The sequence below is a fragment of the Actinoplanes sp. NPDC023936 genome, assembly GCF_040639325.1.
In the GTDB taxonomy this organism is placed as follows: domain Bacteria; phylum Actinomycetota; class Actinomycetes; order Mycobacteriales; family Micromonosporaceae; genus Actinoplanes.
Map to the genome: position 1 here is coordinate 1 of NZ_JBEZZR010000021.1, position 22,339 is coordinate 22,339.

The 22,339-nt window shown below is 70.9% G+C and carries 27 protein-coding genes; 19 read left to right on the top strand and 8 right to left on the bottom strand.

Translation table 11 applies throughout. The features are described 5' to 3' along the window. Positions 1–346: 346 nt before the first annotated feature. The gene (locus tag AB0F72_RS24955) at positions 347–1,609 is read right to left on the bottom strand and encodes a nucleotide sugar dehydrogenase (RefSeq protein ID WP_360435603.1); all 1,263 of its coding nucleotides are present in this window, start codon (positions 1,607–1,609) and stop codon (positions 347–349) included. Positions 1,610–1,632: 23 nt separating this feature from the next. Next, positions 1,633–3,345, bottom strand: coding sequence for a stealth family protein (locus AB0F72_RS24960; protein WP_360435605.1), 1,713 nt, complete (start codon positions 3,343–3,345; stop codon positions 1,633–1,635). Positions 3,346–3,625: 280 nt separating this feature from the next. On the opposite strand from AB0F72_RS24960, the gene AB0F72_RS24965 reads away from it, so the two are divergent. The 4 genes from AB0F72_RS24965 (at position 3,626) to AB0F72_RS24980 (ending at position 7,235) form a co-directional block, all read left to right on the top strand. Then, a complete protein-coding gene (locus AB0F72_RS24965; RefSeq protein ID WP_360435607.1) occupies positions 3,626–3,856 on the top strand; it encodes a hypothetical protein in 231 nt (76 codons plus the stop codon). A 62-nt stretch (positions 3,857–3,918) separates the two neighbouring features. After that, positions 3,919–5,463, top strand: a complete 1,545-nt coding sequence (ffh, locus tag AB0F72_RS24970; RefSeq protein ID WP_360435609.1) for a signal recognition particle protein — start codon at positions 3,919–3,921, stop codon at positions 5,461–5,463. A gap of 67 nt (positions 5,464–5,530) precedes the next feature. Then, positions 5,531–6,133: a Uma2 family endonuclease gene (locus AB0F72_RS24975; protein WP_360435611.1), complete on the top strand. Its 603-nt coding sequence runs from the start codon at positions 5,531–5,533 to the stop codon at positions 6,131–6,133. A gap of 25 nt (positions 6,134–6,158) precedes the next feature. After that, the gene (locus AB0F72_RS24980; RefSeq protein WP_360435613.1) at positions 6,159–7,235 is read left to right on the top strand and encodes an amidohydrolase family protein; all 1,077 of its coding nucleotides are present in this window, start codon (positions 6,159–6,161) and stop codon (positions 7,233–7,235) included. Here AB0F72_RS24980 and AB0F72_RS24985 read toward each other — a convergent pair whose 3' ends face one another. From AB0F72_RS24985 to AB0F72_RS24995, 3 genes are all read right to left on the bottom strand, one after another. Next, positions 7,236–7,496 carry a sigma factor-like helix-turn-helix DNA-binding protein gene (locus AB0F72_RS24985; protein ID WP_360435615.1) on the bottom strand — a complete coding sequence of 87 codons (261 nt, stop codon included), beginning with the start codon at positions 7,494–7,496 and terminating at the stop codon, positions 7,236–7,238. A gap of 101 nt (positions 7,497–7,597) precedes the next feature. Beyond that, positions 7,598–9,088, bottom strand: coding sequence for a PQQ-binding-like beta-propeller repeat protein (locus tag AB0F72_RS24990; RefSeq protein WP_360435617.1), 1,491 nt, complete (start codon positions 9,086–9,088; stop codon positions 7,598–7,600). Beyond that, positions 9,078–9,569 (bottom strand): SigE family RNA polymerase sigma factor, encoded by a 492-nt coding sequence (locus AB0F72_RS24995; RefSeq protein ID WP_360435850.1) that lies wholly within the window; start codon positions 9,567–9,569, stop codon positions 9,078–9,080. The genes AB0F72_RS24990 and AB0F72_RS24995 overlap by 11 nt, the downstream gene beginning before the upstream one ends. Before the next feature lie 81 nt (positions 9,570–9,650). Here AB0F72_RS24995 and proS point away from each other — a divergent pair, with 81 nt between their 5' ends. The 13 genes from proS (at position 9,651) to AB0F72_RS25060 (ending at position 18,417) form a co-directional block, all read left to right on the top strand. Continuing rightward, positions 9,651–11,057, top strand: a complete 1,407-nt coding sequence (proS, locus tag AB0F72_RS25000; RefSeq protein WP_360435619.1) for a proline--tRNA ligase — start codon at positions 9,651–9,653, stop codon at positions 11,055–11,057. A 2-nt stretch (positions 11,058–11,059) separates the two neighbouring features. Continuing rightward, entirely contained in the window at positions 11,060–11,704 is a 645-nt protein-coding gene (locus AB0F72_RS25005; RefSeq protein WP_360435621.1) for a DUF402 domain-containing protein, read from the top strand. 175 nt (positions 11,705–11,879) lie between these two features. Then, positions 11,880–12,392, top strand: a complete 513-nt coding sequence (gene rpsP / locus AB0F72_RS25010; RefSeq protein WP_014447132.1) for a 30S ribosomal protein S16 — start codon at positions 11,880–11,882, stop codon at positions 12,390–12,392. Further along, positions 12,370–12,627 (top strand): RNA-binding protein, encoded by a 258-nt coding sequence (locus AB0F72_RS25015; protein WP_111651360.1) that lies wholly within the window; start codon positions 12,370–12,372, stop codon positions 12,625–12,627. Before rpsP ends, AB0F72_RS25015 begins: the two co-directional genes overlap by 23 nt. A gap of 46 nt (positions 12,628–12,673) precedes the next feature. Further along, positions 12,674–13,234 (top strand): ribosome maturation factor RimM, encoded by a 561-nt coding sequence (gene rimM / locus AB0F72_RS25020; protein ID WP_360435852.1) that lies wholly within the window; start codon positions 12,674–12,676, stop codon positions 13,232–13,234. After that, positions 13,231–13,995 (top strand): tRNA (guanosine(37)-N1)-methyltransferase TrmD, encoded by a 765-nt coding sequence (gene trmD, locus AB0F72_RS25025; RefSeq protein ID WP_360435624.1) that lies wholly within the window; start codon positions 13,231–13,233, stop codon positions 13,993–13,995. The genes rimM and trmD overlap by 4 nt, the downstream gene beginning before the upstream one ends. A 119-nt stretch (positions 13,996–14,114) precedes the next feature. Beyond that, positions 14,115–14,471, top strand: coding sequence for a 50S ribosomal protein L19 (gene rplS, locus AB0F72_RS25030; RefSeq protein WP_360435626.1), 357 nt, complete (start codon positions 14,115–14,117; stop codon positions 14,469–14,471). A gap of 185 nt (positions 14,472–14,656) precedes the next feature. Continuing rightward, entirely contained in the window at positions 14,657–15,532 is an 876-nt protein-coding gene (lepB, locus tag AB0F72_RS25035; RefSeq protein WP_360435854.1) for a signal peptidase I, read from the top strand. Beyond that, on the top strand, positions 15,529–16,191 hold the full coding sequence (gene lepB / locus AB0F72_RS25040; RefSeq protein ID WP_360435628.1) for a signal peptidase I: 663 nt from the start codon (positions 15,529–15,531) through the stop codon (positions 16,189–16,191). The genes lepB (AB0F72_RS25035) and lepB (AB0F72_RS25040) overlap by 4 nt, the downstream gene beginning before the upstream one ends. Positions 16,192–16,233: 42 nt before the next feature. After that, on the top strand, positions 16,234–16,695 hold the full coding sequence (locus AB0F72_RS25045) for an NUDIX domain-containing protein (RefSeq protein WP_360435630.1): 462 nt from the start codon (positions 16,234–16,236) through the stop codon (positions 16,693–16,695). Further along, positions 16,695–17,540, top strand: coding sequence for a ribonuclease HII (locus tag AB0F72_RS25050; protein ID WP_360435632.1), 846 nt, complete (start codon positions 16,695–16,697; stop codon positions 17,538–17,540). The genes AB0F72_RS25045 and AB0F72_RS25050 overlap by 1 nt, the downstream gene beginning before the upstream one ends. 22 nt (positions 17,541–17,562) lie before the next feature. Next, entirely contained in the window at positions 17,563–17,886 is a 324-nt protein-coding gene (locus AB0F72_RS25055; RefSeq protein WP_360435634.1) for a DUF2469 domain-containing protein, read from the top strand. Positions 17,887–17,958: 72 nt separating this feature from the next. After that, complete coding sequence (locus AB0F72_RS25060) at positions 17,959–18,417, top strand: M23 family metallopeptidase (RefSeq protein WP_360435636.1); 459 nt, start codon at positions 17,959–17,961, stop codon at positions 18,415–18,417. A gap of 142 nt (positions 18,418–18,559) precedes the next feature. Here the strand turns inward: AB0F72_RS25060 and AB0F72_RS25065 are convergent, their stop codons facing one another. Then, on the bottom strand, positions 18,560–19,747 hold the full coding sequence (locus tag AB0F72_RS25065) for an aminotransferase class V-fold PLP-dependent enzyme (RefSeq protein WP_360435637.1): 1,188 nt from the start codon (positions 19,745–19,747) through the stop codon (positions 18,560–18,562). Positions 19,748–19,764: 17 nt separating this feature from the next. Beyond that, the gene (locus AB0F72_RS25070) at positions 19,765–20,715 is read right to left on the bottom strand and encodes a tyrosine recombinase XerC (protein WP_360435639.1); all 951 of its coding nucleotides are present in this window, start codon (positions 20,713–20,715) and stop codon (positions 19,765–19,767) included. A gap of 40 nt (positions 20,716–20,755) precedes the next feature. Here AB0F72_RS25070 and AB0F72_RS25075 point away from each other — a divergent pair, with 40 nt between their 5' ends. Then, positions 20,756–21,217, top strand: coding sequence for a pyridoxamine 5'-phosphate oxidase family protein (locus AB0F72_RS25075; protein ID WP_360435641.1), 462 nt, complete (start codon positions 20,756–20,758; stop codon positions 21,215–21,217). A gap of 15 nt (positions 21,218–21,232) precedes the next feature. Here the strand turns inward: AB0F72_RS25075 and AB0F72_RS25080 are convergent, their stop codons facing one another. After that, complete coding sequence (locus AB0F72_RS25080) at positions 21,233–21,481, bottom strand: hypothetical protein (protein WP_360435643.1); 249 nt, start codon at positions 21,479–21,481, stop codon at positions 21,233–21,235. A 590-nt stretch (positions 21,482–22,071) separates the two neighbouring features. On the opposite strand from AB0F72_RS25080, the gene AB0F72_RS25085 reads away from it, so the two are divergent. Continuing rightward, a complete protein-coding gene (locus AB0F72_RS25085; RefSeq protein ID WP_051042615.1) occupies positions 22,072–22,257 on the top strand; it encodes an AlpA family phage regulatory protein in 186 nt (61 codons plus the stop codon). The last annotated feature ends 82 nt before the right edge of the window (positions 22,258–22,339 follow it).

The window sequence follows — 22,339 nt, forward strand, 5'->3', positions numbered from 1 at the left end:
GGCCGATACCACTTCGCCACCCCTAAATGATCACAAACATGGATCAAAGTGGCTAGTCACCCGTAACCACCGTAGCCAAAAAGCAACAGGCTCCAGGACCTGGATGCGAGCACACGCACGGGTTCGGTGTGCCGCTGTCGCCGCTGCCGAGGGCTTCGGTGTGCTTCCGTCCACGTGTCTGGACCGCATCGTGTGCCCTGATTTCGATGCCGGCGGCATCGGGCGCGGGCGGGCGCGCTGCGGCCGGGCGGGAGCAGCGCGCCCCCGGAGGGCAGCCCCGCGAAGGGCGACCCGGGACGGGTCTGGTGCGGTTGTGGGAGTTTTGGCGCGTACCGGGGAAGGATCTTTATAGGCGGTGGGCCTCCCGGGCCGTGGTGACCCCGCGGGTGTCGAAGAAGCGTTTCGCGATCCGGGCCAGGTGGTCGGCGTCGTATTCGCGGTGGTTCTGGACCAGGATCACCAGGTCGGCGGAGGCGGCCGCGCCCTCCAGGTCGTCGGTGCGGGAGACCGGGATGCCGCCGATGTCCCAGGTGCGGACGTGCGGGTCGTGGTAGGCGACGGTGGCGCCGAGGGCGGCCAGCTGGCGGGCCAGCGGAGCGGCCGGGGACTCGCGCTGGTCGGCGATGTTGGCCTTGTAGGTGATGCCGAGCAGCAGGACCGTCGCCCCGCGCACCGCCTGGCCGTCCGCATTGAGCAGATTTTGGGCCCGCCGGGCGACATAGGCGGGCATGGTGGTGTTGATTTCCTGGGCCAGCTCGACGAAGCGGAACGGATAGCCGAGCTTGCTGCGCACATTGTGCGAAAGGTAGTTCGGGTCGATCGGGATGCAGTGGCCGCCGACGCCCGGGCCCGGATAGAACGCCTGGAAGCCGAAGGGCTTCGTGGACGCCGCGTGGATCACGTCCCAGAGGTCGATGTCCAGTTCGTGGCAGAACCGGGCCATCTCGTTGACCAGCGCGATGTTGACGTGCCGGTACGTGTTCTCCAGCAGCTTCGCGGTCTCCGCCTCCCGGGTGCCGCGGGTCTCCACCACCGTCTCGACGAACCGGCCGTAGAAGCCGGCCGCGGCCGCCGTGCACGCCGGCGTGTACCCGCCGACCACCTTCGGGGTGTTGTGCGCGCCGAACACCTCGTTGCCCGGGTCGATCCGTTCCGGGGAGAACGCCAGGTGGAAGTCGATGCCGGCGGTCAGCCCGGAGAGCTGCTCCAGCCGGGGGCGGACCTCGTCGTCGGTGGTGCCCGGGTACGTGGTCGACTCCAGCACCACGAGCATGCCGGGCCGCAGGTTGCGCCCGACCGCCGAGGTGGCGCCGAGGACCGCCCGCAGGTCCGGGCCGTCGCCCTCGGAGAGCGGGGTGGGCACGCAGATCACCGCGGTCCGGGCCTGCGCGATGAGCGTCTCGTCGGCGGTCGGCAGGAAGCCGTCGGACAGCATCGCGGCCACGTCGGCGTCGCTCAGGTCGTCCACGTGGGACCGGCCGTCGCCGAGCGCGCGCACCACCGTCTCGTCGACGTCGAAGCCGAGGACGGACAGGCCGGCCCGGGTTGCCTGCTGCGCGAGGGGCAGCCCGACGTACCCGAGCCCGAGGATGACGACGTCGTAGCTCATGCGGAATCTCCTTTGGAAGAAGCTCAGGCGACGGGCGGCAGCGCCACGTCGTCGCGGCCCGGAAGCGGTTGGCGCGGCGCGGCGAACGCCTGCGCGGCCGGGGCCGTCCCGGCGCGTGGCTCGCGCGACTCGAAAGGCGAGGCGAACGGCAGGTACAGCGGGAGGAAGTCGGCGAGCAGCGCTTCCTGGTCGGCCACCGCCGCGCTGTCGGTGTCCACGTCGTTCAGGCAGAACGCGTCGGTGTCGCGCTCGCGCAGCAGCCTGGCCAGCCGCAGCGGCGTGACCGGCTCGGCCAGATCGGTGTAGAGGTAGCGGATCCGGCCCTTGGCGGCCCGCCCGGTCAGGTACGCGTAGTACTGCTGCAGCGAGGAGAGCAGCGACACGTCCTCGGGGTGCCGGAACTGGTGTGCCGCCGTCGCCGCCACGTGCCCGGCGAACCGCTGCTCGATCTCGGCGATCACACTGCGCCGGGACGGGTGCGGGGTGTGCTTCATCTTGCGGGTCAGCACCCGGCCGAAGGCCTCTTCGATGAGCCGCCGGTTGTTCTTGGCGGCCGAGTCGGCGGGCCGGTCGCCGGGCGCGTGCGGGGTGAGATCGACCTGGGCCTTGGAGGGGAAGAACTTGGTCAGGCCGCCGGGCGTGAAGAACAGATCCGGCATGACCGGCCGGCCCAGGATCACGTCGTCGTTGAGGTAGAGGAAGTGCTCGGCGAGGCCGGGGATCCGGTGCAGCCGGGACTCGATCGCCTGCGAGTTGAACGTCGGCAGCGTGCCGGTGTCGCCGAAGATCTCCTGGTGGCTGACCAGCGTGATCCGCGGATCGCTGAGGTCGAGCCAGTCCGGCACCTGCTCGTCGGTGACCAGGAAGATCCGGCGCACCCACGGCGCGAAGCAGTGCAGCGAGCGCAGCGAGTACCGCAGCTCGTCGCGGCTGGTGTACCGGGAGTCGTTGGCGGCCTGCGAGTTGACCCCGCCGACCCACGGGTTGGCGTCCAGGGCGCGGGCCTTGCGGCGCTGCCAGGCCGGGTCGTCGCCGTCGACCCAGGTGTAGACCACGTCGATCGGGAAGTCGATCCGGTCCGGGTCGACAGCCGTGAAGACCGCGCGGGTGCGATAGCCGGTCACGTCGTCGGGGGAGCAGAACGGTCCGAAGGCCACCTCGGGAGCGATCACCGCGGGTTCGGTGGCCGGCACCTCGTCGGCCACCGGGTTGCCGCGCGGCGCGACGAGCCGCCCGCCCTTCTCCCGCCAGAACTCGATCTCGCAGGCGTACTCGTCGCCGAGCAGCATGCTTCCGCCGGGGTCGGTGACCGGCCAGCAGATCGCCACGACGCGGGGTTCGGCGCGCCGGCCGGGCCGCAGGACGGTCCGGAACCGGCCGTTGTCGCGCCGGGCCAGCTCGCGCAGCAGGGCGAGCGTCCGGTCGCGATCCTTCTCGGTCACCGCGACGGCGGTGCCGAGCGGTGTGGGCGCCGGCAGCCGGAACCAGCCGATCCCGGCCGCGTCGAACGCCCGGACGACCCGGTCCAGGTTCTCGCGGCGGACGGCGGCGGGCGCGGCGTCGGTGGTCACTCGCGCGGCGGCGCCCCGGCGGCGGGGTTCGAGAGGCATGAGGGTACGGGCTACGCGTAACCGCCGTTCCGGTGCGACGCGGGGCAGCAGGTGCCGCTCGGCCGACGTGAAGATCCGTCGCCGGACCGACCAGGGGGTCAGCCGCAGGATCTGCCGCAGGGTCACGCCGTCGTCCTTTCGCCGCAGGTCCGCCGACGCGCTTAACGCCCCGGATGAGATGAAGTTGCGGTCTATATCAGGAGTTGCACCCTTTAACTGCGGTATACGCCTTTCACGAGCACCTTGTGATCGTTTGCGAGTGGTCCCACCCTTAGGGGAACGGATCGGGGTCTCGGCCGATGCGGGCGCTTGCGTACGCACTGCATGGTGGAAAGCGGCAGGGCGACGGGTGAGCGCGGCAGTGCCAGGGACTGGAACGGCATTGCGACGACGGCGGGAGGCCGAGATGGGCAAGGCAGTGGCGTTTCTGGTAGCACTGATCGCCGGGGTGATCGTGGTGGGCTGGGTGGTCAGCTCGCTGCTCGGCGGTTTCCTGTATTACCTGATCGTGGGTGCTCTCGTGGTCGGCGGCGGCGCGTTCCTCTACAGCCGGATCAAGCGTTCGCTGGCTCCGGGCACCCGCACCCAGCGCCGGATCGAGGCGGCGTCACGCACGTACCGCATGCGGAACCGGTGAGCCGTGAGTGGTGCGGCTAGGCTTGCGGCAACGCCAACACCTAGCCAACGGGAAGTCGATCCGTGTTTGACACCTTGAGTGACCGCCTGTCCGGGATCTTCACCAAGCTCCGCGGCAAGGGCCGGCTCACCGATGCCGACATCGACGCCACCGCGCGCGAGATCCGTCTCGCGCTGCTGGAGGCGGACGTCGCGCTGCCGGTGGTCAAGGCGTTCATCGCCAGCCTCAAGGAGCGGGCGCGCGGCGCCGAGGTCTCCCAGGCGCTCAACCCCGCGCAGCAGATCATCAAGATCGTCCACGAGGAGCTCATCACCATCCTCGGTGGCGAGGGCCGGCGCCTGCAGTTCGCGAAACAGCCGCCGACCGTCATCATGCTGGCCGGTCTCCAGGGTTCCGGTAAGACGACGCTGGCCGGCAAGCTGTCCCGCTGGCTCAAGTCGCAGGGCCACCAGCCGCTGCTGGTCGCCGCCGACCTCCAGCGGCCGAACGCGGTGAACCAGCTGCAGGTCCTGGCCGGCCGCGCCGGAGTGGACGTCTACGCCCCGCAGCCCGGCAACGGCGTCGGCGACCCGGTGCAGGTCGCCAAGGACTCGATCGAGCACGCCCGGCGGACGGCGAAGGACATCGTCATCGTCGACACCGCCGGCCGCCTCGGCATCGACGCCGAGATGATGCAGCAGGCCGCCGACATCCGCGCCGCGGTCGACCCGGACGAGGTCATCTTCGTCATCGACGCGATGGTCGGCCAGGACGCGGTGCAGACCGCCGAGGCGTTCCGTGACGGCGTCGGCATCACCGGCGTGGTCCTCTCCAAGCTCGACGGTGACGCCCGCGGTGGCGCCGCGCTCTCCGTCCGGCAGGTCACCGGCCAGCCCATCCTCTTCGCCTCCACCGGTGAGAAGCTCGAGGACTTCGACGTCTTCCACCCGGACCGGATGGCCAGCCGGATCCTCGGCATGGGCGACGTGCTGACCCTCATCGAGACCGCCGAGGCGGCGTTCGACGAGGATCAGAAGGAGAAGATGACCAGCAAGCTGCTCGGTGGCGAGCAGTTCACGCTGGAGGACTTCCTGGACCAGCTGATCGCGGTCCGGCGGATGGGCCCGATCGCCAACATCCTCGGCATGATGCCGGGCATGGGCCAGATGAAAGACCAGCTGGCCGAGCTCGACGACAGCCACTTCGACCGGGTGACAGCGATCATCCGCTCGATGACGCCGCAGGAGCGCACCACTCCGAAAATCATCAACGCGTCCCGCCGGCTGCGCATCGCGAACGGCTCCGGCGTCACCGTGATGGACGTCAATCAGCTGCTCAACCGCTTCACCGACGCGCAGAAGATGATGAAGCAGATGAGCGGCATGATGGGCCTGCCGGGCGGTCGCCGCAAGGCGACGAAGAGCCCGAAGAACAAGCGTAAGGGCACCAAGGGCGGCAACCGTCCCCGGGCGGGCGGCGGGATGCCGGCCGGCTTCCCGGGCGGCATGCCGCAGCTGCCGCCGGGGATGGACCCGGGCGCGCTGGGCGGTGGCGGCATGCCGCCCGGCTTCAAGCTGCCGAAACTCGACTTCAACAAGCTGAACAAGCCGAAGGACGACAATCGCTAGAAAGTGGCATGGCGCAAGTTGCTCAGCGACTACTACTGTGGGGGTGAATCCCATGGAGGAGGAGTCGATGAGCATCGCCCTGCACGCTGACGTCGAGGAGCTGTTGAAGCGAGACGACCTGACCGTCGACGACATCGCGGACCTTCCCGAGGATCTTCGATACGAGTTGATCGACGGAAGGCTCGTCTTGTCACCCGTTGGCCTGCCCATTCATCAGTACATCTCGATCATGGTCACCCATGCGGCGCTGGAGCACTGTCCGGAGGACGTGCTCATCAACGGCGAGCAGGCGGTGCTCCTGGACCGGCGTAACGAGCTGCGCCCCGACGTGGTGCTCATCCGCGAGGAGGGCGCCGGCAAGTCGCCGGTCAAGCCGGGCGACGTGCCGCTCGTCGTCGAGGTGATCTCCGAGTCGTCGAAGAAGTTCGACCGGGATGGCAAGCTGAAGAAGTACGCCTACGTCGGCATCCGGAACTACTGGATCGTCGACCCGCTGGCCGAGCGCGTCACGCTCACGCAGTTCGCGCTCGGTCCCGGCGGCGACTACCAGCAGCTGATCCAGACCGATGAGCTGGTCACTGTCGACCGGCCGTGGCGGATCACTCTGGACCTTCCGGCGTGGACGCGCCGGCGGGACCGGATCCGTGCGGTGGCCCGGCCGGACAGCTGACCGGTTGATCAGGTAGGACTGTCCTATGGCGTTGCATGTGCGCGGGACGGTTCTTCCGGACGGCGAGGTCCGGGACCTGTGGCTGGTCGGCGATCGGGTCACCTACGAGCCGGTGGCCGGGGCCGAGACGATCAGTGACGGCGGATTCGTCGTGCCCGGCCTGGTGGACGCGCACTGCCACCTCGGGATCGCGTACGGGGCGAAGCCGATCGAGAGCGTCGACCAGGCCCGTGAGCTGGCGGTGATCGACCGGGACGCGGGAGTTCTGGCACTGCGGGACGCCGGTTCGCCGTACCCGTACCCGGAACTCGATGACGAACCCGGCGTGCCGCGCCTCGCGCGGGCCGGGCGGCACGTGGCCGCGCCCCGCCGCTATCTGCGGGACATCGGCGTCGAGGTGGCCGGCGACGAGGTGGCCGCCGCGGTGACCGCGCAGGCCAAGGCCGGCACCGGCTGGGTGAAACTGGTCGGCGACTGGATCGACCGGAGCGTCGGCGACCTGGCGCCGAGCTGGGACGCGGCGACCATGACGGCCGCGGTGGAGGCGGCGCACGCGGCCGGCGCCCGCGCGGCGGTGCACACGTTCTCCGAGGAGGGCGTGGAGATCATGGTCAAGGCCGGCGTGGACTCGGTCGAGCACGGCACCGGCCTGTCCCTGGACCTGATCGACCAGATGGCGAGACAAAGAACCGCCCTGGTGCCCACGATGATCAACATTCGGACCTTCGGCAAGATCGCCGACTCGGCGCGGGGCAAGTTCGACGGGTACGCGGACCACATGCTCCACCTGCGGGACCGGTTCCCGTCCGTGGTGCTGGCCGCCCACGAGGCCGGCGTCCCGATCTACGTGGGCACCGACGCCGGTGGCGGCATCCGGCACGGGCTGGCCGCCGAGGAGATGCTCTACCTGCACGAGGCCGGCATCCCGGCAGCGGACGTGCTGGCCTCCGCGTCCTGGAAGGCCCGCGAGTGGCTCGGCTTCCCCGGGCTGGTCGAGGGCGGGCTGGCCGACCTGGTGGTCTACGAGGCCGACCCGCGCGCCGACCTGCGCGTGGTGAAGGCGCCGCGCCGGATCGTCCTGCGCGGCGCCGTCATCAAATAATCACTTACCGGACGAATCGGTAGCGGAGTAGCCGGGAGCCGTCGCGCCGGTCTCGGCGGCGATCTCGGCGATCGTGCGGTCCATCAGGTAGTGCAGGACGAGCGCCTGCCGATGTGCCGGCGGAAGGTCCCGCATCGCGCGGACCAGCAGCACGGTGTTCTCCGACGGTGGCGGGGACGGCGGCAGGGGCGCCTGCGCCGCGTCGTGGGCGCGGCGCCGGAACACCCGCCGCCACCGGTCGGTGGAGAGCCGGTTCACCACGAGCCGCAGCCATGCCTCCGGGTCTCGAAGTCGTCGGTCCCCGTCATCTCACCGCCCCTTCCGGGGATCAGACACGACGAACCTGGCCGATCGGTTGCGGGTCAGCGCCGGAATTTCCAGATGCGCAGCCCGGTGCCGGACGGGCAGGTCAGATAGTCGGCGTTCCAGTCACACCGTCCGGAGATCTCCGGCACGGTACCCAGGTCGGTCGTCCGGCCGTCGATCGTGGAGATGGCCCGCACGGCGAACCGCCCGGAGCGGGCGTCCCGGACCAGCACCAGCACGTTGCCGTCGTCGACGATGCCGCCGGCGCCCTCCGCCCGGGCCAGCAAGCGGCCGCCGGGTCCGAAGACCGCCGTCGTGGGCGCCTCGTTGACGGTACCGGTCGAGACGATGCTGTCGGTGGGCGCTGCCGGCGCGGCGCGTCCCACTCGCATGGTGCCCCCTTCGAGGGCCCAGCGTGCCGGCGCCTCCCAGAGCACGCGCCCGCCGACGGCGTCGATCCGGAGCAGGTAGGTGTCCCTGATCTCAGGTGACGCGCCGGTGGGCCGCCGCTCGTAGACACAGACGGTTCCGGCCCCGCACGGGTAGAAATCGGCGAAGGACGGACCGTCCGGGTATTCCTCCCGGTAGACCACCCGCGACGGACCGGCGCCGGGATCCGTGCCGGTGGCGCTGATCCGGACACTCCCGGCGCCGTCCCGCCACAACGTGTAGACGGTGCCCTCGTACCCGATGGCGTAGTCGGGCCTCGCCTCCTGCGTCTGCACGGTGGTGCGAACCTTGCCGGTACGGATGTCTCGGATCCGCACCCCGCCCTTCTCGGTCACTTCGATCAGCCGGTCGTCGGTGAACGGCCGCACCCGGTCGGCGGTGCCGACGGCGAGCGGGGCGGACGTGAATCCCGGTTCGTCGCCGTCGGGCGCGGTCCGCATCCCGGTGATCGTGACGGGGCGCTCGTCGCCGGCCGCCGCCGCCCAGAGTCTCGCGCCGGTCCGGACGTCGTAGGCCTCGATCGTGCCGGTGTCCAGGTCGAAGTGGGCGAGCACGTCGGTGTGCAACTGAAGCAGGTCGCGCGGTGCGCTCGTCAACTCCCACAGCCGCGCCCCGGTGCGCGGATCGAGGAACACCAGGCCGGCCTGCTGCTGGACGACGAGGGCCGTCGGAGTCGCGCTCAGCGCGATGCCGGCCGGGCTGGCGATGGGCTCGGACGTCCAGGTCGGGGCGCCGGTCGCCAGGTCGAAAGCGTGCACCCGGCTGTCCGGGGAAGCGGAGATCGCGTACCCGTAGCCACCGGCGACCAGCGGGGCGGTCCACGTCTCCCCGGCCGGCGGGCGCAGCGGCTCGCCGACCGGTTCCATCCCGCGGATCCGGGCCGGGGACGTCGCCGGCAGGATCGGTTCGGCGTGCCGCCGCTGCCAGGCCACCACGCCGGTGCCGGCGAGCACCAGCAGCACCGCGGCGGCCGCGGCCAGGGCGCGACTGCGCTTGCGGGCGGCGCCGCGGCGGCGCGCGTCAGCGACCCCGGCCGGGGGCAGCGCGTCGGAGTGCCGGCCCAGCGCCGTGAACAGGTCGTCGAGATCAGCGGACATGGCGGGCTCCTTCCGGGGATTCCTGGCCGAGGGCGGCGGCCAGGCCGGCCCGGCCGCGGGACAGCCAGGACTTGACGGTGCCGGTGGACGTGCCGGTCTCGGCCGCGATCTCGGCGATCGACCGGTCCAGCAGGTAGTGCAGGGCCAGCGCCCGGCGATGCGTGGCCGGCAGTGTCCGCATGGCCCGGACCAGCAGGACCACGTCGTCGGAGGGTGGCGGGACGGCCGGGGCCGGTGGCGCGGCCGCTGCGTGCTCGCGGCGCACGAAGAGCCGCCGCCAGCGGTCCGCGGAGAGCCGGTTCACCACGAGCCGCAGCCAGGCCTCCGGGTCCTCGTAGCCGGAGACCCGCCGCCAGCGTTGCCAGGCCCGCGCGTACGCCTCCTGGACCAGCTCCTGTGCCTCACCTGGATCGCCGGTCAGGCCGTACGCGTAACGCATGAGCCGCCGGGAGGTGTCCCGGTAGAACCCGTCGAAGTCCATCCGTCCCCCGTCCTTGACGTAAAGGGACACGGGATGCCCACCCGCCGGGTTGCATGCCGGACGAGACTAGGATGTCTCCCCATGGCTCGCGTGCTCACTCCCCGTGCGGAGGACTTTCCCCGCTGGTACCAGGACCTGATCGCCAAGGCGCAACTCGCCGACAACGGCCCGGTGCGCGGGACGATGGTGATCCGTCCGGTGGCGTACGCCGTCTGGGAGCGGATGCAGGCCGACATGGACGCCCGGATCAAGGCGGCCGGCGTGCAGAACGCCTACTTCCCGCTCTTCATCCCGGAGAACTACCTGCGCCGCGAGGCCGACCACGTGGAGGGCTTCTCGCCGGAGCTGGCAGTGGTCACCCACGCCGGTGGCAAGGAGCTCGCCGAGCCGCTGGTGGTGCGCCCCACCAGTGAGACGGTGATCGGCGAGTTCATGGCGAAGTGGGTCGACTCGTACCGGGATCTGCCGCTGCTGCTCAACCAGTGGGCCAACGTGGTGCGCTGGGAGCTGCGGCCGCGCACGTTCCTGCGGACCACCGAGTTCCTCTGGCAGGAGGGCCACACCGCGCACGCGACCGAGGCGGACGCGCGCGAGCACGCCCGCGACATCCACCGCAACGTCTACCAGGCGTTCATGGAGGAGTTCCTGGCGATCCCGGTGATCCCCGGCCGCAAGACCAGGGGCGAGCGGTTCGCCGGCGCGACGAACACGATGACCGTCGAGGCCATGATGGGCGACGGCAAGGCGCTGCAGATGGGCACGTCGCACGAGCTCGGCCAGAACTTCGCGAAGGCGTTCGACATCACGTACTCGTCGGCCGAGCGCACCGTCGAGCACGCCTGGACCACGTCGTGGGGCACGTCGACCCGCATGGTCGGCGGTCTGATCATGGTGCACGGTGACGACAACGGCCTGCGGCTTCCGCCGCGTGCCGCGCCGATCCAGGTGCAGATCATGGTGGTCAAGGCGGGCGAGGGCGTCACGGAGGCGGCGGCCAAGCTGCGCGACGAGCTTGCGACAGCGGGGGTACGGGTGAAGCTGGACGACCGGGCCGACATCCCGTTCGGCCGTCGCGCGGTCGACGCGGAGCTCCAGGGCATCCCGATCCGGATCGAGGTCGGCCCGCGGGACCTGGCGACCGGCAACGTGACGGTGGCCCGCCGGATCGACGGCTCCAAGTCCCCGATGGCGCTCGCCGACGTGACCGGCGCGGTCACCAGCGCCCTCAAGGCCGACCAGCAGCGCCTCTACGACGACGCGCTGGCGTTCCGCGAGGAGCACACGGTCGACGTGAAGACGCTGGCCGAGGCGCTCGAGGCGGCGCAGACCGGGTTCGCCCGGGTGCCGTGGTCGGCGGTCGGCGAGGCGGGTGAGAAGGAGGCGAACGGCAAGGCGGTGACCGTCCGCTGCCTGACGCGCGAAGACGGCTCGATGCCCGAGTCGGACGACGAGCCGAACCTGATCGCGTACCTGGGCCGCTCGTACTGAGCATGCCTTTCCGCGCGGGCCGGCCGGTTCTCTACCGGAACTTCTCGGGGGGCCGGCTGGTCCACGTCCGGCCCTGCCGGGTGATCTCCGACGACGACCGCGGGCTGCTCCTCTGGCTGGCCCGCGGCTCGGCCGTGCTCAACGAGATGGCGGTGGACGGCCGGGGCGTGCGGGACATGCCGTTCGCCGAGTGGTCGGTCTGCGAGCGCCGCCTGGTCCCGGCGACCTGGTCCGGGCCGGGCATCCTGATGTTCCTGCCGGCCGAGGGCGAGCACTCGGTCTGGTTCTTCCGTACCGACGAGGGCGCCTTCCGCGAGTGGTACGTCAATCTCGAGGAGCACGGCGTCCGCTGGGACGACGGTGACGTGGCCGGCGTCGACGTGGTCGACCAGGACCTGGACGTGGTTGCCGCGCCGGACCGCACCTGGCGCTGGAAGGACGAGGACGAGTTCGCCGAGCGCCTGGCGCTGCCGGAGCGCTACTGGGTGCCGGACCCGGACGCGGTCCGGGCCGAGGGCCGCCGCGTGATCGCGAAGATCGAGGCCGGCGAGTTCCCGTTCGACGGCACCTGGACCGATTTCCAGCCGCCCCCGGACTGGGTGCCGCCGCTCGCCGTCCCGCCGGGCTGGAATCGTCCGGCGGCATAGTGAGACCCGGTTGGGAAGTAGTGCCTCCCATCTGGCACAATGGCTCGTTGGTATCCGGCATGCGTCAGGCGCCCTCTAACCCCTGATCGCACCGCCAGTCCACGAGGCATCGGTCCCGCATCCCCACGTGGGTTCCGGTCGGCTCACCCACGCAGTCATCAGGAGCGAAAACACCGTGGCCGTTAAGATCCGGCTCCTGCGGATGGGCAAGATCCGCAACCCGCAGTACCGCATCGTCGTCGCCGACTCGCGCACCAAGCGCGACGGCCGCGCCATCGAGTACGTCGGCATTTACCAGCCGAAGGAACACCCCTCGGTCATCGAGGTCAAGTCCGACCGCGTTCAGTACTGGCTGGGCGTCGGCGCGCAGCCGAGCGAGGCCGTGCAGCGCATCCTCGAGAAGACCGGCGACTGGCAGCAGTTCAAGGGTCTGCCGGCCCCGCCGCCGCTGCTCGTCGCGCCGAGCAAGCAGAGCCGGACCGAGATCTACCAGGAAGAGGCGAAGGCCGCTGCCGGTGTCGCCGACACCAAGCCGGCCACCACGCCGAAGTCGAAGAAGGCCGCCGCTCCGGAGGTCGCCGAGGCTCGCCCGGCCGACACCAAGGCCGCCGACCCGGCCGAGCCGAACCGCGAGGCTGTCGCCGAGACTGCACAGGACCCGGCCGGTGCCGGCGCCGACGCAAGCTGACGGGGCGCTCCGGCCCGCGCTGGAGCACCTCGTCAAGGGCATCGTCGACAACCCGGACGACGTCCGGGTCCGGCTGGTCGACTCGCGCCGCGGCAAGCGGCTCGAGGTTCGTGTGCACCCGGAGGACCTGGGAACGGTCATCGGGCGCGGCGGCCGGACGGCCAAGGCCCTGCGTCAGGTGATCGGGTCGATCGGCGGTCGCGGCATTCGCGTCGACATCGTCGACGCGTACTGACCGAGCTTCCTAAACGGCTCCGCCGTACTGCAAGGGAGTTTGAGTGCTGCTCGTCGTCGGCCAGATCGGTAAACCGCACGGCATCCGGGGCGAGGTCTCGGTGGTCGTGCGGACCGACGAGCCCGAGGAACGCTTCACCGCCGGGTCGGTGTTCATCACGGAGGTCCCCCGGGACCGCCGGGTGAGCGCCGGCCCGGCGGGCGCTCCCGGGATTCGTTTCGAAGTTCCCCAACAGCTCGTCCTCGAGCAGATCCGCTGGCATCAGGGCCGCGGCATCGCCGTCTTCGAGGGCATCTCCGACCGCAACGTCGCCGAGGCGCTGCGCGGAGTCTTCCTCCAGGTGGACAGCGCCGACGTGCCGCTGCCGGAGGATCCCGAGGAGTTCCACGACCACCAGCTGATCGGGCTGCGGGTCGAGTCGGCCGACGGCACGCTGCACGGCACCGTGTCGCGGATCGACCACGCGCCCTCCTCCGACCTGATCGTGCTGAAGAAGGCCGACGGCGGGACGGCTCTCATCCCGTTCGTCACCGCGATCGTGCCGACCGTCGATCTGGCGGGCGGGCGTGTGATCGTCGATCTACCGGAAGGCCTGCTGGATCTGTGAAGGTCGACATCATCTCGATCTTCCCGGACTACTTCGCACCGCTGGACCTCTCGCTGATCGGCAAGGCGCGGACGACCGGGACGCTCGACCTCTCCGTGCACGATCTGCGCACCTGGACCCATGACGTGCACCGGACGGTGGACGACAGCCCGTACGGCGGCGGTCCCGGCATGGTGATGCGCCCGGAACCGTGGGGCGAGGCCCTGGACGCGGTCGCCGCACCGGGCGCGACGCTGGTGATCCCGTCCCCGGTCGGCAAGCCGTTCACCCAGGCCGACGCGCACGAGCTGGCCGAGCTGGACCACCTGGTCTTCGCCTGTGGCCGGTACGAGGGCATCGACCAGCGGGTGATCGACGACGCGGCGGACCGGATGCCGGTGCGCGAGGTCTCCCTCGGCGACTACGTGCTGTTCGGCGGCGAGGTCGCGGTCATCGTGATCATGGAAGCGATCACCCGGCTGCTGCCCGGTGTGCTCGGCAACGCCGAGTCGCTGACCGAGGAGTCGCACGCGGCCGGCCTGCTGGAGGCCCCGGTCTACACCAAGCCGCAGTCCTGGCGCGACCGCGAGGTGCCGGACGTGCTGCGCTCCGGCGACCACGGCCGGATCGCGCGCTGGCGCCGTGAGCAGAGCCTGCTGCGGACCGCGTCCCGGCGTCCGGACATGTGGGGCGCCTACCCGCCGGAAAAACTGGACAAGAAGGACCGGAAGGCGCTGGTCGAGGGCGGATTTCAGATCCCCGGCCGGGATGTGGCAGAGTAGTGGGGTTGCCGTCTCCATCCGCGCCGCGGGCGGAGACGAGGATCTTCCGGAGTCGCAGAAGATCAGAATCACCCACCGCGCACCGACTTCCGGTGCGCCTCTAGTACGAGGATGCAGCGATGAACACGCTGGACGCTCTCGACGCCCAGTCGCAGCGCACCGACCTTCCCGACTTCCGTGCCGGTGACACGCTCAAGGTGCACGCCCGGGTCGTCGAAGGTAACCGTTCCCGTGTCCAGGTCTTCCAGGGCGTCGTGATCGGCCGCCAGGGTGCCGGCCTGCGCGAGACCTTCAAGGTCCGCAAGATCAGCTTCGGCGTCGGCGTCGAGCGGACCTACCCGCTCAACAGCCCGGCGATCGACCGGATCGAGGTCATCACCCGCGGTGACGTGCGCCGTGCGAAGCTCTACTACCTGCGTGAGCTCCGTGGCAAGAAGGCCAAGATCAAGGAGCTTCGGGAGAAGCAGTCCGTCTGACGGCCGAGACGGTCCGGCACGGATGGGCGCGAGCGAACTACGCTTGCGCTCGTGCCGGACGGTTCTGGTGAACCTTTTCAGTCCTACCGCCCGTAACTTTCCCTAGCCGGGAAACTCGGGCGGTAGTGCTGTATCCGGGGGCGGTTCGGCCGGGTCGACGGCAGGAGATGCGAAGCGTGGAACCGATGGAAGGCTATCGGCCGTCCCGACGGCGCCGGAGCGCGATCCGGCGCAAGGAGATGCCGCTCTGGCAGGAGCTGCCGCTGCTCCTCGTGGTGGCGTTCTGCCTGGCCGTGCTCATCCGCACCTTCCTGGTCCAGGCGTTCTACATCCCGTCCGGCTCGATGGAGAACACGCTGCTGATCCAGGACCGGGTCCTGGTCAACAAGGTCGTCTACGACATGCGTGACCCGCTGCGCGGCGAGATCGTGGTGTTCCGGGGCACCGACGACTGGGCGCCCGAGGTGACCGAGGCGGTCAGCAACACCTTCCTCGCGAAACTCGGCCGCACGATCGGTGACCTGGTGGGCGTCAGCCGGCCCGGCGAGCGCGACTTCATCAAACGGGTGATCGGCCTTCCGGGTGACAAGGTGGCCTGCTGCGACGATCAGGGCCGGATCACGGTGAACGGGATCGGCATCGACGAGCCGTACATCGCGGAGGGTTTCAACTCGGACCTGAACCAGCCTCCGATCGCCGGGCAGTGCACGAGCCGGCGGTTCACCGAGGTGACCGTGCCGGCCGGGCAGATGTTCGTGATGGGTGACCACCGGTCGGTCTCACAGGACGCCCGTTGCCAGGGTCCGGTGCCGATCGAGAACGTCATCGGCCGGGCCTTCGTGGTGGTCTGGCCGAGCGACCGGTTCACCAGCCTCAGCGTGCCTGACGTGTGGAAACAGTTCGCGGCGGAGCATCCGACAGCGGCCGCGGGGCGCCCGGTCCAGCCTCGCGAGGAGGCGCCGATGGTCGCCACCGAGGTGCTGCCGCTTCTGCTCGGTGTCGTTTTATCCGCGCGTTCCGGCATGTCGTTCGTGACTCGACGACGTAGGCTCCGAGCGTGATTGACGAGCAGACCGAAAAGCGCCGCGGCTCGTTCTGGCGCGAACTCCCCATTCTGCTGGGCGTGGCGATCCTGGTCGCGGTTCTGGTCCGCGCCTTCGTCCTGCAGACGTTCTACATCCCGTCCCCGTCGATGGAGCACACCCTCAACGTGTGGGACCGGGTCCTGGTCAACAAGCTCGTCTACGACTTCCGTGACCCGCGTCGCGGCGAGATCCTGGTGTTCAAGGCGCCCACCGAGTGGCAGTCCGGCGCCGAGGGCGAGGACTTCATCAAGCGGGTCATCGGCACCCCCGGCGACAACGTCGTCTGCTGCGACAACGAGCAGCGCCTCATGATCAACGGCGTCTCGCTCGACGAGCCGTACATCTACACCGAGTCCGACGGCACCCGCAACCAGGTCGCCGATCAGAACTTCGACATCACCGTTCCGGCCGGCCGGCTCTGGGTGATGGGTGACCACCGCGAGGCGTCCGGCGACTCCCTGGAGCACTACGAGCAGAGCACCGCGACCGACGAGGCCGGCAAGCTGGACGACGCGACGGTGCCGATCGACTCGGTGGTCGGCCGCGCGTTCACCATCTTCTGGCCGGCCGGTCGTGCCACCTGGCTCTCCGTGCCGGACGAGTACGACGCGATTCCGAACGCGGCCGGCAAATGACCGATTCGCCGAGGCGCCCGCCGGCGCAATAGGCTTGGTCCCGTGACCGTGATTGACCGCCGTGCCGGGCGCGTCCTGTTGCTCGACCGGGCGGGGCGGGTTCTGCTGCTGCACGGTGGCGATCCGGCCCGCCCCGGCCGGCACTGGTGGTTCACGCCCGGTGGGGGTCTGGAGCCGGGCGAGACGGTCGCCGAGGCGGCGGCCCGCGAGCTCTTCGAGGAGACCGGGCTGCGCATCGCGCCCGGCGACCTCGGCGGCCCGGTCTGGCGTGAGGTGACCGAGTTCGAGTTCGACGGCGGTCAGTACCGGCAGGATCAGGAGTTCTTCGTCCTGCACGTGGCCGAATGGCAGGTCGACACGGCCGGGATGGACGTGACCGAGCAGCTCACCATCACCGAGCACCGCTGGTGGTCGGCCGCCGAGATCGAGGCGAGCAGCGAGGAGATCTTCCCGCTGGGCCTGGCCGGCCTGGTGCGCACCGCTGTGGCCGGGGAGGACTTCTGATGCTGGCTCCTCCGCGGACGGTGATCCGGCGTGAGGCCGGGCTCTACGCGCTCGAGCAGGCGCTGCAGCGCCGCGGCTTCCGGCACGTGGCCGGCGCCGACGAGGCCGGCCGGGGCGCGTGCGCCGGCCCGCTCGTGGCGGCCGCCGCGATCCTGCCCGAGGGCAAGCGCGGTGAGATCCCCGGGCTCGCCGATTCGAAGCTGCTCACCGCCGCCGCCCGGGAGCGGGTCTACGACCAGGTGGTGGCGCGAGCGCTGGCCTGGACCGTGATGATCATCCCGCCGACCGAGGTCGACGCGCGCGGGCTGCACGTCTGCAACCTGGCCGCGATGCGGCGCGCGCTCGCGTCCCTGACCGTCCGCCCGGAGTACGTTCTGACCGACGGCTTCCCGGTGGACGGCCTCGGTGTGCCAGGCCTCGCGGTGTGGAAAGGCGACCGGGTCGCCGCCTGCGTCGCGGCGGCCAGCGTGCTCGCCAAGGTCACCCGGGACCGGCTCATGGTGGAGCTGCACGACAAGTACCCGGCGTACGGTTTCGCCGTGCACAAGGGTTACATCACCGACGACCACACCGCCGCGTTGCGCGAGCACGGGCCGTGCGCCGAGCACCGGTTCTCGTACGTCAATGTGGCCGCCGCCTCCGGGCGCGGCAACCGGCCGCCCCGCGCGCGCCGGCCCGCCGAGCCGGTCGCGGCGACGCTCTTCGACACCGCTGACGCGGGCACGGCCGCCAATTTCGACGCAGCCGTTACCGAGCCGCTGCTGCTTCCGGAAGCGGCTGAGGGTACCGTCGGCGTGGCGTCGGGCGGACAAGCCTCAGCCACCGGCGTCGGTGGGGGAAGATAAAGGCCATGGAGGGCGAGACACGATGAGCGCAGAGGATCTCGAGAAGTACGAGACCGAGATGGAGCTGCAGCTCTACCGGGAGTACCGCGACATCGTCCGCCAGTTCTCCTACGTGGTGGAGACCGAGCGCCGGTTCTACCTGGCCAACCAGGTCGACCTGCACGTGCGCAACTCCGACGGCGAGGTGTACTTCGAGGTCGAGATGCACGACGCCTGGGTGTGGGACATGTACCGTCCGGCCCGTTTCGTGAAGAACGTGCGGGTGATGACGTTCAAGGACGTGAACGTCGAGGAGCTGGAGAAGCCGGACATCTCGCTGCCGGACGAAGCCGGTTTCGGCGGTTAGTGGTTTTCCACAGCGCGGGGTCGTCCACAGGGCCGGTCGCGGGCGGGGTGGTGGCCGGGCACGCTGGCCGGCATGTCGCTCCTCCTCGCTGTCCTGCTGGTGCTTCCGCTCGGACCGGCGCGTCCGGCCGTCTATTCGTGGCCGGTGGCGCCGCCGAGCGTGCTGCGGCGGTTCGATCCGCCGCCGGAACGCTGGCTGCCCGGCCACCGCGGCGTTGATCTCGGAGCGGCGCCGGGCGCCACGGTGCGCTCGGCCGGCGCCGGCGTCGTGATCTTCGCGGGCCGGGTCGCCGGGCGCGGGGTGATCAGCGTGGCGCACGCCGGCGGGCTGCGCACCACCTACGAGCCGGTCACCGCCGCCGTCACGACCGGCGATCAGGTCACGGCGGGGGATCCGCTCGGCACGATCGAAATCGGTCACCTGGGCTGCCCCGAGCCGGTCTGCCTGCATTGGGGCCTGCGCCGCGGCGGCGACTACCTCGACCCGCTCACCCTGCTCGGCCTCGGCCGCGTCCGGCTGCTGCCCCTCTGACCCCGGCGGGTCCGCGCCCGGTTGGTCCGCGCCCGGTTGGTCCGCGCCCGGTTGGTCCGCGCCCGGTTGGTCCGCGCCCGGCTGGTCCGCGCCCGGCTGGTCCGCGCTGGGCCGAGCCCGGCCCCCGCACCGGCGGCCGGCGCTATCGCTGGTGCTCGGCCAGCAGGGCGGGGAGGTGCTCGGCCAGATGGAGGTACTCCTCCGGGCGGTTGTAGACCTGGGCGCTCAGCCGCAGCAGCCCGCGGCCGCCCCACGCGTTGATCGCGGTCTCCACCGCCAGCTTGTCCGAGATCCGCTGCCGCAGGGTGATCGCCTCCGGCGTGGTCGTCGCGAGCCCCGCGGGCAGCGGCACCACCCGCATCGCGATCCCCGGTCCGCCGGGGCCGGGCAGGTCGGAGGGCGCGAGGCCGAGGGCCTCACCGACAACCCTTTGCCCGTACGCGGCCAGCGCCACGTTGTGCGCCCGGACCGACTCCCATCCGAGTGTCCGCAGCGTGAAGACACCCGTGGGAGCCGCCAGCCAGGGCGTGTAGTCGATCGTGCCCTGGAATTCGACCGACAGCGGATAACCCTGTTCCTGCTCCCAGGAGACCACCAGCGGCTCGATCCGCCGGCGCCACGGCGGTGACACGTTCAGCAGGGCCGTCCCGCGCGGCGCCCAGCCCCACTTGTGCAGGTTGCCCACCCAGAAGTCGGCGCCGATCGCGGCCACGTCGACGGGCAGCATCCCGGGCACGTGCGCGGCGTCCACCAGCACCGGGATGTCATGTTCCCGGGCGGCCGCGACGATCTCCCGTACCGGAAAGATCATGGCTGTCGCCGAAGCGATCTGATCGACCACCAGCAGCCGGGTCCGGCCGGGCCGCAACGCGGACCGGATCCGGCTCACCACCTCGGCGTTCGTCGCGCCGAGCGGAATCGCCACGGTGCGCGCGGTGGCCCCGGTGCGCCGGCACTCCCGCCGGACCGCCATCGCCACCGACCCGTACCCGTGGTCGGTGAGCAGCACCTCCTCGGCCGGTTCGAAACGGATCGACTGCAGGATCAGCGAGATCGCGGCCGTGGTGTTCGGCATCAGCGCGCTGCCGTCCGGGTCGGCGCCGAGGAACGCGGCCAGATGCCGTCGGGTGTGGACGACCCGGTCGAGAAGGCCGGTGCCGTAGAACCGGAGCGGGTTCGCCTCCATCTCGTCGCGCAGCCGCTGCTGGGCGCGCTGCACGTTGATCGGGACGGCGCCGAACGAGCCGTGGTTCAGATAGGACACCGACGGGTCCAGCGAGAACATCAGGCGAGCGCCCGGAATGGACCGGGGCGGATCATCGGCGCTCATGAACGGATCGTACGTCCTCAGGCGCGCGGGTGTGCCTGTTTGAACGCCGCGCGCAGGCGCTCGGTCGAGACATGGGTGTAGATCTGTGTGCTCGACAGTGAGCTGTGGCCGAGCAGCTCCTGCACCGCGCGCAGGTCCGCGCCGCCGTCCAGCAGGTGGGTGGCGGCCGAGTGCCGCAGGTCGTGCGGACTGGTGTGCGGCAGACCGGCGGACCGCGCCGCACCGGCCACGATCCGGCGCACCACTGTCGGCTGCAGGCGGCCGCCCTTCACGCCGAGGAAGAGGGCGTCCTTGCTGTGCCGCCCGGCGAGTTCCGGGCGGCCGGTCCGCAGCCACTCGTCGAGCGCGTCCCGAGCCGGATGCCCGTACGGGACGGCCCGTTCCTTGGCGCCCTTGCCGAACACGCGGACGACCTGCCGGCCGTGGTCGACGTCGGCGCGGTCGAGGCCGCAGAGCTCGGAGACCCGGACGCCGGTGGCGTAGAGCAGCTCCAGGACGGCCCGATCGCGGACGGCGAGGGCCCGGCCGCCCTCCTGCTCCGGATCCGGCGCGGGCGGGCTCATCAGCGCCTCCGCCTGGTCGGCGCGGAGCACGGCGGGCAGGTCCCGGTGCGCGCGCGGGCTGGCGAGCTGGGCGCCCGGATCGCCGGGGGCGCGGCCGCTGCGGTGGGCCCAGCCGGTGAACGCGCGCGCCGCTGCCGCCCGGCGAGCCTGCGAGGTACGGGCGGCGCCGCTGCCCCATCGAGCCGCGAGCCAGCCACGGAGCACCGCGATGTCGAGCTCGGCGAGCGTGGTCCGTCCCTCCCGCACGGCGTGGTCGAGCAGCGAGACCACGTCGCCGAGATAGGCGCGGACGGTGTGCTCGGAGCGGTTCTCGACACCGGCCAGGTGGTGCCCGAAGTCGTCGACCGCCGCGCGCAGCTGCGGCGGGAGGGCTTCGTGCAGCTGGCGGATACGCGTCGCTCCCATGAGCCCATTCTTGTCATACCCCCGGCCTAGCCTCACCCCCATGGCACGCTGGGAAGAGATCGAGAAGGACGCGCCGGAGTTCGCAGCGAGGGTGAAGACCCTCTTCGAGTCCGGCACCAACAAGACCATCGCCACGCTGCGCAAGGACGGCTCGCCCCGGATCAGCGCCTGTGAGGCCCAGTTCGAGCAGGGCGACATCACGTTCGGCATGATGCCGGGCTCGGTGAAACTGGCCGACCTGCGACGCGATCCGCGGCTCGCGATGCACAGCCCCACCCTGGAGCCGCCCGCCGATCACCCGGAGTCCGGTCCGGGCGACGCGAAACTCGCCGGCCGGGCCGTCGAGACACCGCCACCGGCGGACACGCCGCACGCGGGCGCCGGCTTCTTCCGGGTGGACATCGACGAGGTGGCGCTGACCTATGTCGGGGTGCCCGCCGATCACCTGGTGATCGAGACGTGGCATGCCGGCCGGGGTCACCGCCGCCGCACCCGGGCGTGACGTGAGCGTGGGCGGTCAGGGGGCGTCCGGGCGGTTGCGGGCCCAGGCGAGGAATCGGTCGTAAAGGTTCGGTGGCGCCCCGCCGTCCGCGAGCATGTCGTCCAGGGCGTCGTACATCTGCGTGGACAGATAGACCTTGAGCAGCGACGGGAAACCGCGGTACTCCTCCAGGAGGCCGGCCCGGGCGGTGGGGCACGGCCAGGGGAGGCCGCAGGCGCGACAGTCCCACTGTGGTCGCTCGTGCATGTGGTCGCTCGGCGTCATGGCGTCCCTCCGGGTTGTCCTGGGATGTCCCGGCGGTATTTCGCCGGCGAACCCTGATTGGCGCGATGGCGCTGCGCCGGTGTCAGATGGCCGGCCCGCCCCACGTTCGACTCGTGGCGCGGCGATCGGGGCGCCGGGGCGGTGGCGCCGCCGTCGCGGGAATCTCCGGCGCGGGCGTCGGGTGGTGGGGGAGGCGGTGGTGGCGGGACCGGCTGCTGTGGACTCGCCCGGCGTGGCCGGGGGAGCCGGGGCGGTTTCGGCGCGGCGCCCGCCGGTGGGATTGGTGGCGGCGCGGCGCCCGCGGGTGGGATTGGTGGCGGCGCGGTGCCCGCGGGTGGGAGCGGCGGTGGGCGTAACGTCAGCCGGGCGTCGATGCACGGGGCGGGGAGGCCGCAGATGCAGCGCCGCCAGAGCGTGCGCCAATCCCGGCGGTGCCTGGGAGAATCCGGCACCGGTGTGGTAGGCGTGAAGCGACTAGGCATGGAGCCACTTTAGGTTGCTCAAGGACTAGCTGCCCCGTAACAACTTGATTATCGACTAATAGTCTCGCGCCTACGGTCGATCATGTGGGAGTGAAGCCGATCCGCCTCATGGGCGCACACGAGATTCGCATCCGGCTGGGCGGAGTCAGCCGGCAGCGGGCCTACCAGATCACCAGTCGCGCCGACTTTCCGAAGCCGGTCGCTGACCTTGCTCAAGGCAAGGTTTGGCTGACAGAGGACGTCGAAGCATGGATGAAGGTCCATCGCCGCGACCTGGACGACTCCGAGGACTGACCCCATCCACGCCGGATCTTCGCGGCGTGGGATCCACCGGCCACCCCGCCGGCGTACGGTCGAGAGGTGACCGCCGGCACGG